The organism is Telluria sp. ZB4P36 (assembly GCF_059685865.1).
The window spans coordinates 94647-107780 of sequence record NZ_JCASIE010000002.1 but is presented as its reverse complement, the minus strand read 5'-3'; the positions used below and the strand labels follow the sequence as shown (position 1 = coordinate 107780).

Below are 13134 nucleotides of genomic sequence, written 5' to 3'. Positions count from 1 at the left end.
TGCATGAATTTCGCTCGACTATCGACGCGCCTGAAGCGCCGTCTTCTTCCTGTTTTCCTCCTGCTTGCTGCTTGCGCCCCGGCCCAGGCCCAGCTCGGCTTGCCGTCCCTGCCGTCGCTGCCGCTGCCGAACCGCGTCGGGCCGCTCGATCTCGGCGATCCGCGGCAAGCGCCTGGCCGGCTGCTCGACCGGGCGCCCTTGCCCGATCTGGGGCGCCTCCGTGTGGACCAGCTTGCCGGCCTGCTGGCGCGCTATCCTGATCGGCTGGAACGCGATCCCTTCGGGAATGTCGCGGTGCGCGGCGAAATCCTGGCCTGGTCTCCCAGCCAGGCGGGCCTGGAGGCGGCGGCCGCGGCCGGCCTGGCGGTCGGCCGCGAGCAGGACTTTCCGGAGCTCGGCCAGCGTCTGGTGGTGTTCCGGGTGCCCCAGGGTGAGCCGGCCGCCGGCTTGCTGGACACGCTGCGCAAGGCCGATCCCGAGGGTGTCTACGACTTCAACCATCTCTTCAGCGGCAGCGGCGCCGAGGGCGACAACAGTGCGCCCGCCGCCTCGGGGCCGGCCGCCGGGGCGGCGGTACGCGTGGGCCTGGTGGACAGCGGCGTCGACCGCTCGCATGCCGTGTTCGACGGCCTCGACATCCGCCAGTGGGGCTGCGGCGGGGGGCCACGCCCGGCGCCGCACGGGACCGCCGTGGCGGCGCTGATGGTGGGGCGCTCGGCCCACTTCAGCGGGGCCGCGCCCGGCGCCGTCCTGTACGCGGCCGACGTTTATTGTGACGACCCGGCCGGCGGCTCGGTCGACCGGATCATGGGCGCACTCGGCTGGCTGGCGCGCGAGCAGGTCGGCGTGGTCAACATCAGCCTGGTCGGCCCGCGCAATGCGGCGCTGGCGCGCGCGGTCGAGGCGATGCTGACGCGCGGCCACCTGCTGGTTGCCGCGGTCGGCAACGACGGGCCGGCGGCGCCGCCCCTGTACCCGGCCAGTTACCCGGGCGTGGTCGGCGTCAGCGGCGTCGACCGCCGCGGCCAGGTCTTGCCCGAGGCCGGGCGCGGGCCCCAGGTCATGTTCGCGGCACCGGGCAGCCAGATGGTCAGCGCCGTGCCCGGCAGCCCTCCCTACCGGCAGGTGCGCGGCACTTCGTATGCGGCGCCGATCGTGGCGGCCCTGCTGGCACGCCAGCTGCAGCGCCCGGACCGCGAGGCGGCCCGGCGCGCACTCGCCGCGCTGGTGCGCGAAGCGGCGGCTGCCTCGAACGGCAGCATCAGCAATGCCACCGGGCACGGCGTGGTCGGCGCAAGCCTGCGGATCGATCCTTCGCGCCTGCGTTGAAAATTTTTTTGTGTCGATGGAATAAATCGCCATCAGGCATCGTTTTCCATGTATCGGCAGCGAAATCAGTTCGCGCCACTGACAAGGAGAACACCATGAAAGCCACGAAAATCGCTCAGCACCTCACCCTCGCCCTGTCCCTCGGCCTTGCCGCTTCCGCGCATGCCCAACTGCTCGGAGGAGGCGGGCTTGGCGGCTCGGTCGGCGGCATGATCGGCGGTGGCGGCATGGGCCGCATGGGCGGCATCGATGCTTCCGGCATGATGCGCGGTTCCGGTCGCCTGGATGCCGGTGGCGCCGCCGGGATGGCCGGGCGTGCAGCCATGGAAAGCCGCGCGGCCCTCGGCCGCGGTGCGGATGTGGCGGCGGGGGCTGCGGCGCGTGCCGGCGAGCTGCAGGAAGCAGGACGGGGCGCGGCCGCCAACGGCACTGCGGCCGTGCGCGGGCAGCTGGACGCTACGGGCGAGCGCATGCGCAATGCGGCGGCCGAGTCGCAGCGGGCCGCCTTCGAGGGCACGGTTTCCGGCTCCGGCAATGCATCGTCGGGTGCGGGCGGAGAACGTGGCGCAGGCCTGGGCCTCGGCCTCGGTGCTTCGTCCAGCATGACGGGCGGAGCGGAGGCGGGCCTGCGCCGCGCGGCGGACACGGTCGGCGATGGCGCACGCGCCGGAGCGGGGCGGGTGCAGTCCGCAGGCAGCAACAATGGCGGCGGCCGGGCGGCCGGCTCGGCGTCGGCAGGCGGCAATGCCTCGGCGTCGGCCTCGCTGTCGCTGGGCGGCAGCGCCTCGGTGCAAGGCCGCGGCGCCGAGTAAGCGCCCGTCAGAGGATCGGGGTCCCGCCCGTCACCGCGGCGCGTGCCCCCGAGATGTAGCTGGCCTGCTCTGAGGCCAGCAGCTGGGCCAGCCCAGCACTGAAGTTGGCGATCGCGCCCTTGGTGGCGGCATAGGCCAGCAGGGTCGGCTTGGGATTGTCCGAGTTGATCGAAGTCGTGTTGATGATCGAGGAGCCCGGCTTCATGTTGCTGCTGCTTCGGCTGGTTCATGCCGTTCTCGCTTCAATGTTTGAGGATGCGCGGGCGCGCGGCGCCCGTCGCGTGCTTCCGGAGCGTCCTGCAGCAGCAGGTGCTGGGGCCGCGGCGCGGTCGAGATGCCCAGTTCCTCGAACATCTGCATGGCGTCGAGGTTGATGGCCTGCTGGGTATCCATGTAGAGCTTGTAGTCGGTGTCGAGCATGGTGTAGACAATCTCGTACTCGATCCAGTTCTGGTCCACGGTCTTGAGGTGGGCGCGGTCGAAGCGCGCCTTCTCGTGCTTGCCGACGATGGCGCGCAGCAGTTCCGGGACCCGGGCCGCCAGTTCGCGCGGGGTGGCGGGACTGGCGCGCAAGGCAAACTGGATGCGGCGCGTGCTCATGCGGCGGTAGTTGTAGACCGTGTTGCGCAGCAGCTCGGCGTTGGCGATGATGATCTGTTCGCCGCCCAGGGCGCGCACGCGGGTGGTCTTCAGGCCCACGTGCTCGACGGTGCCGCTGAAATTGCCGACGCTGATCGAGTCGCCCACCTCGAAGGGCTTGTCCACGGCGATCGACATCGATGCGAACAGGTCGCCCAGGATGTTCTGCACGGCCAGGGCGATCGCCACGCCGCCGATGCCCAGGCTGGCCACGAAGGTGGTGACGTTGATGCCGAGATTGGACAGCATGGCCAGCACGAACACGACCCAGACCGTGGTCTGCAGCAGCCAGATCACGACCGTGTGGGCGACGCTCACCTGGTGGTCGGCGGCGCCCCGCCCATGGCTCAGGAAGTAGCGGCGCGCGCCGATCTTGACGGCGCGGTGCAGGAACATGGCGAGCTGGATCCCGAGCGTGAAGAACCACAGATGGCCCAGGCGGGTGTTCCAGGGCTCGGGCAGGTCGAGTACCGACAGGCCGATCAGGATGGCGGTGGCGACGATGGCCAGGGTCCCGGTGTGCGCCAGGGTCTTGCCCAGCACCTGGGCGATGGTTCGGTGCCGGCGTTCCTCGCTCAGCTGGCCGAGGCGGCGGCGGAACAGGACCAGGGCGCCGTGCATCAGCGCATAGCTGGCGACGGCCGCGCCGAGGGCGAACAGGGCGTTCGGCAGGGTGATGTTCAGGGACGAGAAAAACTGGTGGACATGATTCAAACGGTGCTCCTTTCGGACAACCGGCGCCGGCGGCCGCCTGCGCGGACGCCGGACGGATGCCGCGGGCAGGGCGCCCGCAGCCTGGATCAGTGACGCTTGAGGTGCTCGCGCACGGCGTCGGCGCTCGGGCCGACCTGCTTCACGGCGCGTTCCAGCTCTTCCTTGCTGACCCCCAGGGCCTCGGTCCAGTGGCGCACTTCCCATTCCTCGTTGACGTTGATGCGGCTGCGGTCCTGGGCACCGCGGTTCTGCAGGTTGTCAGACATGATTGCCTCCTTGATCACATTGCTTGCTGCCAGAGTGCCAGCCCCAGCAGCGTGCTTCCGTACGCTGCTTCACCTAAGCGGACGATATCGACCCATGAAAGGCCGGGCGCGGGCCGGAACCGTGCCAGCGGCAACTTTTTCAGGTAGGCTTGCAATATCAAATCAACACCGGCCCTGGAGGAGACCCGCATGTCCGCACCCTATGAAACCGCCCAGCCCGAGCGCAGCGCCGTCGACGCGATGCCGGGCACCGTGATGCTCGACTTCGGCGCCAACTGGTGCGGCTATTGCCGCGCGGCCGAACCGCTGATCGACGAGGCCCTGGCGGGCAGCCAGGGCGTGCGCCACGTCAAGGTGGAAGACGGCCCGGGCCGCCCGCTCGGGCGCTCCTTCCGCATCAAGCTGTGGCCGACCGTGGTCGTGCTCAAGGATGGCCAGGAGGTCGCGCGCGTGGTGCGCCCGGTCTCCAGCGACGAAGTGCGCGTGGCGCTGGCCCAGGCCGGTGCCGCATGAGCGTAGCCGCACCGAATGTCGCGCCGGCCAACAAGCCGCGCACCGTCCTGTTTGCTAGCCTGATCGGCACCACCATCGAGTTCTACGACTTCTATATCTATGCCACCGCCGCGGTGCTGGTCTTCCCGCGCCTGTTCTTCCCGGCCGCCGACCCGGCCGCCGCCACCCTGCAGTCGCTGGCGACCTTCGCCATCGCCTTCTTCGCGCGCCCGGTGGGTTCGGCCGTGTTCGGACACTTCGGCGACCGCGTCGGCCGCAAGGCCACGCTGGTGGCGGCGCTGCTGACCATGGGCATCTCGACCGTGCTGATCGGCCTGCTGCCGACCTACGCCTCGATCGGCACCCTGGCGCCGCTGCTGCTGGCGCTGTGCCGCTTCGGCCAGGGCCTGGGCCTGGGCGGCGAGTGGGGCGGAGCGGTGCTGCTGGCGACCGAGAACGCGCCGCCGGGCAAGCGCGCCTGGTACGGCATGTTCCCCCAGCTGGGGGCGCCGATCGGCTTCTTCCTGTCGGGCGGCACCTTCCTGCTGCTGGGCACCCTGATGCCGGACGAGGAATTCTTCAGCTGGGGCTGGCGCATTCCCTTTTTGGCCAGCGCGCTGCTGGTCCTGGTCGGCCTGTACGTGCGCCTGAAGATCACCGAAACGCCGGACTTCCAGAACGTCCTCGACCGTAACGAGCGGGTCGAGGTGCCGGTGCTGGCAGTCTTCAAGGAGCACCGGCGCGCGCTGCTGCTGGGCACCATCATCGCGCTGGCGACCTTCGTGGTGTTCTACCTGATGACGGTGTTCGCGCTGAGCTGGGGCACGACGAAACTGGGCTTCTCGCGCCAGGAGTTCCTGACCGTGCAGCTGGTCGCCGTGGTGTTCTTCGGCCTGACCATTCCGCCCTCGGCCCTGCTGGCCGACCGCTACGGGCGGCGCATGGCGATGATCCTGGTGAGCGCTGCGATCGCCGTCTTCGGTTTGCTGTTCGGGCCGCTGTTCGGCGCCGGCACGCTGCTGGCAGTGGGCGGCTTCATGGTGCTCGGCATGTGCCTCGTCGGCTTCACCTACGGTCCGCTCGGCACCCTGCTGGCCGAACTGTTCCCGCCCGAGGTGCGCTATACGGGCGCTTCGCTGACCTTCAACCTGGCCGGCATCCTGGGCGCCTCGCTGGCACCATACATCGCCACCTGGCTGGCCACGAATTTCGGCTTGTCTTACGTCGGCTACTACCTGTCGGCGGCGGCCTTGCTCAGCCTGCTGGCCCTGCTGGCGATCGGGAACGCTCGGCCGAGTACGCCCTTGCAGCCGGCTTCTCGCTGAGTCGTAAATACTGCTTGCGGTGTGCATACATTTGACCCAAAATGGGTCAGATCATATGCTTTTGGGAAAGTATGCAGCGAGCAGATATCGAGCAGATCGCAGCCCTCGAACGCGAGGCGCTGCAGGCCGGCAGCAGGGGCGACGAACGTCGCGCGGGCCAGGTATGGAGCAGCATCCTGGCACGGGCGCCGGAACATCCGCGCGCTTTGCGTTCGCTGTCGCACCTGGCCTTCCAGTCCGGCGACCTGGCTTACGCGCGCAGCCTGCTCGAGCGCCTGGTGGCGGCCGACGGGCGCGAGGTCCAGCAATGGCTGAACCTGGCCGTGGTCTGCCTCGCCCTGCAGGACGAAGGCGCCGAAGAGGCGGCCATCCGCGGCGCGCTCACGGTCGATCCCTACGACCTGGTGGCCCTGGTGCTGCGCAGCCGCCTGTGCATCCGGCAGGGGCGGCGCCAGGAAGCCGCGAGCGCCTGCGCCGCCGTGGCGGCGGTGGCGCCGCCGCTGGAGTCCCTGGCACCGGACCTGCAGCCGGCCGTGCGCGAGGCGCTGGCCTGGCACGAGAACCATACCCGCGAATTCGGCGGTTTCCTCGACGATTACCTGGCTCCCTTCTACCGCGAACTGGGCGGCGAACACGGGAGCCGCGAGCTGCGCCGCTTCCGCGATTCTCTCGACGTCATGCTGGGACGCAAGCGCCGCTATGATCCGCAGCCGCAAATGTTCCACTACCAGGGCCTGGCCCCGGTCTCCTTCTTCGAACGCGCGGACTTCCCCTGGCTCGACGACTTCGAGGCCGCCACCGACGCGATCCGCGACGAATTCCTGGCCGTGCAGGCGGCCAGGGAAGGCTTCACGCCCTACATCAATTATGCGGACGACCAGCCGCTGGCCCAGTGGGCGCAGCTGAACCGCAACCTGGACTGGAGCGCTTTCCGCCTGATCGACAACGGCGCGCGGGTGGAAGAGAACGCGCTGCGCTGTCCGCGCACCATGGCCCTGCTGGGAAGCGCGCCGCAGCCGGAACAGCCGGGCCGCACGCCGAGCGCGATGTTTTCGGTGCTGAAGCCGCGTACCAGGATCCCGCCGCACACGGGCGTCAGCAATGTGCGCCTGGTGACGCATGTGCCGCTGATCGTGCCGCCCGGCTGCGGTTTCCGGGTCGGCAACGATACGCGCGCCTGGGAAGAGGGCAAGGCCTGGGTGTTCGACGACACCATCGAGCACGAGGCCTGGAACGACAGCGATGCACTGCGCGTGGTGCTGATCTTCGACGTCTGGCATCCGCATCTGTCGGCGGCCGAGCGCGCATTGATCACGGCGATGAGCGCCGGGATCGATGCGTTTACGAAGTCGACGGAGGGCTTCGGACTGTAGGGTTCAGAACGCGTAGACCATCGTCAGCGAGGTCTGGGTGTCGGTGTTCTTCTTCCCGGTCGGCACGCTGCTGTCGTTGCGGGCGCTGAAGCCGGCCTTCATCTGCATGGTCGAATTGATCTTGGTGCTGAGCGAAGTCTCGGCCACCGAGCGGGTGTTCGAGGTGCCTTTCTCGACGCTGACTGTCTGTGCGAAGAAAGCCGAAGGGCTGACCCGCCAGCGGAACTGCGCCGCGCCGCGCACGGTCAGGCCGCTTTCGTCTTCGCCCGTGGCGCGTTCGCCGGTGAAATAACCCGGACCGACTTCCACGTCGAGGGTCTTTTCGTCCGAATTCAGCCAGCGCGAGCCGTGACCGACCGCGATCGAGGAATAGCGCGTGTAGGCGCCGAACTGGTCGTTCACGTGCGAGCCGAGGATGAAGGCGCGTTTGCCTTCGCCCAGCAGCTTCAGGGACGCCTTGGCCGAGGCAGCGACGCGCTCGGCCGACTTGGTGCGCTCGGTGTTGCCGTGCTCGTCCTCGTGCTCATCTTCCTTGAAGAAGCCGCTGACGATGAACTCATGGCTCCAGTTCTCGGTCTCGTGGCGCGCCTCGATCTTGCCGGTCACCGACGTACCCGTGGTATTGCCCGAGGTCGTGATCGCACCCAGTTCGGCCGAGGTGAACCAGCCGCCTTCGGGAATCTGCGGCTTGGCGATGGTGATGGGTGCATGGACATTGCCGACCACAGGGAGGTCGAGCTCGGCCTGGGCCAGGCCGTGGGTCGCGCCGATGGTCAGCACCAGCGCCTTTGCGAGGATATGGAGTGATTTCATAAGCATCTGTGCGGCTGCATCAGCGATCGCTTGGCTGGACGGCATGCCGGCTGGTCGTTCGTGGAAAAGGAGCGTGGAGCGCAGCGGACATTGTATCCTAGAAGCAGCGCGACGCGACACTTTTGGCCTGGCGCAACGCCCGCGTTCCCTGCAGCAGTGTCCGAGTGTTACCTACACAGGTTTAACAATTTGCACCCCAGAATCGGTACAATTCTATCGGGGCCGGTCGGGAAACCGGTTGAGGCGGGTTAAATGTTCGATCAACAGGTGCTGCGCCACAAGGGCTATGTAGCGCTGTCCGCGGCGAACGCCCAAGAAGCCTTCGAGATCATGCCCACGACCGAGGTCGGCGTGGTCCCGTGCGACCAGGGCATGGACGGCGCCACCTGCCTGTCCAGGATCCGCCGCATGTACCCGGAGGTGACGCGGATGGTACTGTCGGGCTACGCCGACCTGCAGTCGGTGACGGACGCGGTCAACCACGGCGCGATCTTCAAGTTCCTGACCAAGCCCTGGGTCCACGATGAGCTCGACGCCGCGCTGCGCGACGCATTCGCCGAGTACGAGTGCAAACGGACGGCGCTGCGCGGCGCCGGACCGGCATGAAGACGCGCCGCCCGCACTGGATCCCGGCCGCGCTGACCTTCGCCGGCGGCCTGGTTCTCACGGCGCTGGTCTACGGCGCCGTGCACGAAGTCGAGGAAGGGCGCCAGCGCGCCGAATTCACCGAGGCGGCCAACCAGCGCATCGCGCTCCTGCGTGAGCGGCTCGAGGCCACGGTCGACGTGCTCGGCACGGTCACGCGCCTGTTCACGACCATGGAGCCGGTATCGCGCGCCCAGTTCGCCGCGTTCACGCGGCCGATGCTGGCGCGCCATCCGCAGGTCGAGCTGCTCGGCTGGCAGGCGCTGGTGCCCGACGCCGAGCGTGCGCGCTTCGAGGCCGCGCGCCGCCGCGAGCTTCCCGGCTTTGCCGTGCGCGACCTGGTCGACGGCCGGCTGGTCGCGGCCGCCCGCCGGCCCAGCTACCGGGTGGTCGACTACCTGGCCCCGCAGGAAGGCCACGAGCGCGCGCTCGGCCTGGACGCGGGCACGCGGCCGGAGCAGGAAGCCGCGATGCGGCGCGCCTGCCGGAGCGGCGAGGCCGCCATGAGCGGGGAGTTCAAACTCTTCTTCGGCAACCGGCAGCAGCCGGGTTTCGTCATCATGATGCCGGTGTACCGGTCCGGGACCGCGGTCGCGCCGGGCGGAAGCCTGTGCGAGCACGTGACCGGCTATACGACGGCCATCTTCAGCAGCCAGGCGCTGGTGCAACGCACCCTCGGCGCCCAGGCCGTCGGGCAGCGCCCGGTCGGGACGGTCCGGCTGTATGCCGCGGCCGGCCCCGACCCGCGCCACCTTGTCTACTTCAAGGAGGGTCCTGCCGCGACCCGCACCGCCCTGATCATCGATGGCGATCGCCCGCCACCGGTGGCGCGCACCATCGACGTCGCCGGCCAGCCCTTGCATCTGGTGGTGAGCCCGCCGGCGCCGGCGCTGCTGCGCGATCACCTCGGTTCGCTGCTGACCCTGGCCGGCGGGCTGCTGCTCAGCCTCGGCGCGGCCGCCTTCGCCGGCGTGCTTTCCACGCGTGCCGGCAGGGTGCGCGCCATGGTCGACCAGCGCACCGCCGAGCTGACCAGGGCCAACGCCAGCCTGCAGTTGCGGCAGCAGGCCATCGAAGCCTGCATCAACAGCATCATCATCGCCAGTGCGGAAGGACCGGATTACCCGGTGGAATACGTCAATCCGGCCTTCGAACGCCTGAACGGCTACCGTGCCGCCCAGGTGATCGGCCAGAGCTGCGTGCGCTTGCTGGGCCGGGGGCCGGAGCAGAGCGGAGTGCGCGAGATCATGGCCATGGCGCGCGAGCGGCGCGGCGGCAACGTCCTGCTGCGTACCGAGCGCAAGGACGGTAGCGAGCTCTGGTGCGAGATGTTCATCGCGCCCTGCGCCGGGCCGGACGGGGAGGTGCAACATTTCGTCGTGGTCCAGCACGACATTACGGAAAGACGCCGTTACGCGAATGAACTCGAGTACCAGGCAACCCACGATGCCCTGACCGGGCTGGCGAACCGCAAGCTGCTGCGCCGCCGCCTGCAGGAGGAAATCGCCGCCGCCGGACGGGCGCGGCAGGCGGTGTCGGTGCTGTTCCTCGACCTCGACCGCTTCAAGTTCATCAACGAGAGCCTGGGGCACAGGGCCGGCAACACCTTCCTGTGCGCCATCGCCGACCGCCTGCGGCAGGCGGTGCGCACCGGGGACATGGTGGCGCGCCTCGGCGGCGACGAGTTCGTGCTGGTCCTGCCGGAACGTGCCGGCGGACCGCTCGGCGGGGCGGCCATCGAGCGGATCATGGGCGCGGTCGCGGAACCGGTCACGATAGACGGTCAGCAGTTCGAGGTCGGCTGCAGTGCCGGCATCGCCAACTTCCCGGCCGACGGCAGCGACCCCGACCTGCTGATCGACTGCGCCGACCGGGCGATGTATGCGGCCAAGCAGCGCGGTCCGCAGCAGTTCCAGTACTTCCTCGCGGAGATGCACCAGCAGGCGCTCGAGCGCCTGGAACTGGAACGTGCCCTCGGCGGCGCCTTGGCCGCCGCGCAGTTCGAGATCGTCTACCAGCCCTGGGCCGACCTCAGCAGCGGCCGGATCGCCGGGGTCCAGGCCCGGCTGCGCTGGCGCCATCCGCTGCTGGGCCAGTTGGCCCCGGAACGCTTCCTGCCGGTGGCGGAAGAAAGCGGGACCGGCGCCGCGCTCGGCGCCTGGCTGCTGGAGCAGGCCTGCCGCCAGGTGCGTGCCTGGCGCGACGGCGGTTGCGGCGACCTGGCCCTGGCGCTCGGGCTGGGCAGGCGCCAGATGAAGGACGCCGGGCTGCCCGCGAAGGTGCGACAGGTGCTGGAAGACAGCGGCTTGCCGCCGCACTGCCTGCGCCTGGAGCTGGCCGAGAGCGCGGTGGCGGGCGAGGACGTCCAGGTCCTGCCGGTGCTGAACGGCCTGCGCGCCCTCGGTGTGCGGCTGGCGATCGACCGCTTCGGGACCGGCCATGTGACCCTCGCCGAGCTGCGCCGCCTGCCGATCGACGTCCTGCAGATCGACCGCGCCCTCGTGCGCGACCTGCCGGGCAACCGCGGCGCCGAGGCCATCACCGACGCGATCGTGTCGATGGCGCACAGCCTCGGGATCCGGGTGCTGGCGGGCGGGGTCGATACCGAGGCACAGTGCGAATTCCTTTCGCGCAATATGTGCGACGAGGTCGAAGGCGCATTGCTGGCGCCGCCGCTGACGCCGGAAGCGGCGGGTGCGCTGCTGGCGGGTGAAGCCGGCCTGCCTGCGCGCCTGCTGCGCCTGCACAAGCGCGAGCGTACGCTCTTGCTGGTGGACGACGAGCCCAACATCCTGGCCGCGATCAAGCGCCAGATGCGCGGCATGGGCTGCCGCATCCTGACCGCCCCCGGCGGCCAGGAGGGGCTGGCGATCCTCGAGCGCGAGGCGGTCGACGTGATCGTTTCGGACCAGCGCATGCCCGGCATGACCGGCGTCGAGTTCCTGCGCGTGGTGAAGCAGTCGCACCCGGACACGGTGCGCATGGTGCTGTCCGGCTTTACCGAGCTGCAGTCGGTGACCGATGCAGTGAACGAAGGCGCGATCTACAAGTTCCTCACCAAGCCCTGGGACGACACCCAGTTGCGTGCCCATATCGAGGAAGCCTTCCGCAACAAGGAGATGGTGGACGAGAACCGGCGCCTCGGACTGGAGCTGCGCGCCGCCAACCACGAACTGGCCGCGGCCAACCGCCAGCTCGAAGACGTATTGGAACAGCAGCGCGAACAGATCCGGCGCGACAGCATCTCGCTGGACATCGTGCGCGAAGCGCTGCAACGGGTTCCCCTGCCGATCCTCGCGCTCGACGAAGACCGCCAGGTCGCCTACGCCAACGTGGCCGCACGCCGCTTGTTCGGCGACAGCGGTACACTGCTGGGGAGCTCGGCCGACGAAGTGATGCCCGGTTTGCTGCTGGACCTCGAGGGCCTGGATGGCGGCGCATCGCTGACGACCGAACTGGGCGGGCGGGCCTACGACGTGGTGGCGCACAACATGGGCCGCGGGACCCTTTCGCGCGGGATCCTGCTGTCGTTTTCCCCGATTCGCGCAGGAGAGCAAGATGAATGAGGCTGCACGGGAGCTCATGCTGGACGAGGCGACGGTGGGCATGACGCTGGCCTGCGACCTGCTCGACCAGCATGGCACGGTGCTGCTGCACCGCGGCAGCGTGCTGACCGACGGCCTGCTGGCGGCGCTCGCGCGGCGCGGCGTCGCACGGGTCCGGGTCGCCGGGGAACCGGATGGCCCGGACAGGTCCGGTGCGCGGCGCGAACTTGCCGCCGCCCGCCTGGCGCACTTGTTCCGCCATGGCGCCGCAGGTGTCGATGCCGAGCTGCGGGCCTGCCTGCAGGACTACCGGATGGAGGCGCGGTGAGCGCGCACCAGCTCACGCTCGAGCAGGCGATTGCACGCCTGCAGGACCTGCCGGCGCTGCCGCTCGTGGTCACCGAGCTGCTGGCCAGTTTCGACGACCCCGGGGTCGATCTGGACGAGCTTGCGGCCAAGGTCTCGAACGACCAGGCACTCGCGGCCAAGACCTTGCGCCTGGCCAACTCCTCATTCTACGGACTCCAGTCGCGGGTGCGCACCATCAGCCAGGCGATCGCGGTACTCGGCTTCGACAGCGTACGCTCGCTGGTGGTGGGAGCCGGCGTGATCGGCGGATTCCAGGTAGGGCGGGCGCAGCGCTTCGATGTCGAAGGCTTCTGGCGCCATGCGATCGCCACCGCATTGTGCGCGCGCGCGCTGGCGCGCCACGCCCGCTGCAATCCCGAGCTGAGCTTCGTGGCTGGACTCTTGCACGACCTCGGGCGCCTGGTGCTGGTGACCCGTTTTCCGGAGCAGTACGCGGAAGCGCTGGCGCAGCGCAGCCTGCGCGACTGCGGGCTGCTCGAGGCGGAGCGCGCCGTGCTGGGCATCGACCATGCCCAGGTGGGCCGGGCCCTGGCCCAGCATTGGCGCATACCCGAGCTGATTTGCCGTACTATTGCAAACCATCATCATCCGATGCAGCAGGACTATGGCGACCTTCCCGCCGTCGTCCACGTGGCCAACGTGATCTCGCATGGCCTGGACCTGGCAAAGGACGAGGATGAGCTGGTGCCGCCCCTGGTGCAGGGCGCATGGGACAGCCTGCGCCTCACGCCCGCCGCCTTGCGGGCCGTGTTCGCGCAGACCGAGGCGCAATTCGAAGACACCTGCCAGATCCTGGCATCCCGACCCTGAAA

13 protein-coding genes and 1 pseudogene are annotated in these 13134 nt (G+C 69.3%); 9 read left to right on the top strand and 5 right to left on the bottom strand.

Translation table 11 applies throughout. The features are described from left to right. The first annotated feature begins 3 nt into the window (after window positions 1-3). On the top strand, window positions 4-1329 hold the full coding sequence (locus AC56LK_RS03330; RefSeq protein WP_497183147.1) for a S8 family serine peptidase: 1326 nt from the start codon (window positions 4-6) through the stop codon (window positions 1327-1329). A gap of 95 nt (window positions 1330-1424) precedes the next feature. Next, the gene (locus AC56LK_RS03325) at window positions 1425-2141 is read left to right on the top strand and encodes a hypothetical protein (RefSeq protein ID WP_497183146.1); all 717 of its coding nucleotides are present in this window, start codon (window positions 1425-1427) and stop codon (window positions 2139-2141) included. Window positions 2142-2148: 7 nt separating this feature from the next. Here the strand turns inward: AC56LK_RS03325 and AC56LK_RS03320 are convergent. The 4 genes and pseudogenes from AC56LK_RS03320 to AC56LK_RS03305 all read right to left on the bottom strand — a co-directional run. After that, window positions 2149-2367, bottom strand: a pseudogene (locus tag AC56LK_RS03320) (SDR family NAD(P)-dependent oxidoreductase); the annotation flags it as partial. Then, a complete protein-coding gene (locus AC56LK_RS03315; RefSeq protein WP_497183145.1) occupies window positions 2343-3494 on the bottom strand; it encodes a mechanosensitive ion channel family protein in 1152 nt (383 codons plus the stop codon). The gene AC56LK_RS03315 and the pseudogene AC56LK_RS03320, both read right to left, overlap by 25 nt. 86 nt (window positions 3495-3580) lie before the next feature. Continuing rightward, window positions 3581-3760, bottom strand: coding sequence for a DUF3606 domain-containing protein (locus AC56LK_RS03310; RefSeq protein ID WP_497183144.1), 180 nt, complete (start codon window positions 3758-3760; stop codon window positions 3581-3583). Window positions 3761-3774: 14 nt separating this feature from the next. Continuing rightward, window positions 3775-3951 carry a hypothetical protein gene (locus AC56LK_RS03305; protein WP_497183143.1) on the bottom strand — a complete coding sequence of 59 codons (177 nt, stop codon included), beginning with the start codon at window positions 3949-3951 and terminating at the stop codon, window positions 3775-3777. Here AC56LK_RS03305 and AC56LK_RS03300 point away from each other — a divergent pair. The 3 genes from AC56LK_RS03300 (at window position 3950) to AC56LK_RS03290 (ending at window position 6950) form a co-directional block, all read left to right on the top strand. Continuing rightward, on the top strand, window positions 3950-4273 hold the full coding sequence (locus tag AC56LK_RS03300; RefSeq protein WP_436105967.1) for a thioredoxin family protein: 324 nt from the start codon (window positions 3950-3952) through the stop codon (window positions 4271-4273). The two genes, AC56LK_RS03305 and AC56LK_RS03300, sit on opposite strands and share 2 nt — an antisense overlap. Continuing rightward, complete coding sequence (locus tag AC56LK_RS03295; protein ID WP_497183142.1) at window positions 4270-5577, top strand: MFS transporter; 1308 nt, start codon at window positions 4270-4272, stop codon at window positions 5575-5577. Before AC56LK_RS03300 ends, AC56LK_RS03295 begins: the two co-directional genes overlap by 4 nt. 71 nt (window positions 5578-5648) lie before the next feature. Continuing rightward, window positions 5649-6950 carry an aspartyl/asparaginyl beta-hydroxylase domain-containing protein gene (locus AC56LK_RS03290; protein WP_497183141.1) on the top strand — a complete coding sequence of 434 codons (1302 nt, stop codon included), beginning with the start codon at window positions 5649-5651 and terminating at the stop codon, window positions 6948-6950. A gap of 3 nt (window positions 6951-6953) precedes the next feature. Here the strand turns inward: AC56LK_RS03290 and AC56LK_RS03285 are convergent, their stop codons facing one another. Next, window positions 6954-7763 carry a DUF481 domain-containing protein gene (locus tag AC56LK_RS03285; RefSeq protein WP_497183140.1) on the bottom strand — a complete coding sequence of 270 codons (810 nt, stop codon included), beginning with the start codon at window positions 7761-7763 and terminating at the stop codon, window positions 6954-6956. 252 nt (window positions 7764-8015) lie between these two features. Between AC56LK_RS03285 and AC56LK_RS03280 the strand changes: the two genes are divergently transcribed. The 4 genes from AC56LK_RS03280 to AC56LK_RS03265 are packed head-to-tail and all read left to right on the top strand — an operon-like array spanning window position 8016 to window position 13132. Further along, on the top strand, window positions 8016-8369 hold the full coding sequence (locus AC56LK_RS03280; RefSeq protein ID WP_497183139.1) for a response regulator: 354 nt from the start codon (window positions 8016-8018) through the stop codon (window positions 8367-8369). After that, entirely contained in the window at window positions 8366-11974 is a 3609-nt protein-coding gene (locus tag AC56LK_RS03275; RefSeq protein WP_497183138.1) for an EAL domain-containing protein, read from the top strand. The genes AC56LK_RS03280 and AC56LK_RS03275 overlap by 4 nt, the downstream gene beginning before the upstream one ends. Further along, window positions 11967-12281, top strand: a complete 315-nt coding sequence (locus tag AC56LK_RS03270) for a hypothetical protein (protein WP_497183137.1) — start codon at window positions 11967-11969, stop codon at window positions 12279-12281. The genes AC56LK_RS03275 and AC56LK_RS03270 overlap by 8 nt, the downstream gene beginning before the upstream one ends. Then, on the top strand, window positions 12278-13132 hold the full coding sequence (locus tag AC56LK_RS03265; protein ID WP_497183136.1) for an HDOD domain-containing protein: 855 nt from the start codon (window positions 12278-12280) through the stop codon (window positions 13130-13132). Before AC56LK_RS03270 ends, AC56LK_RS03265 begins: the two co-directional genes overlap by 4 nt. Window positions 13133-13134 lie beyond the last annotated feature (2 nt).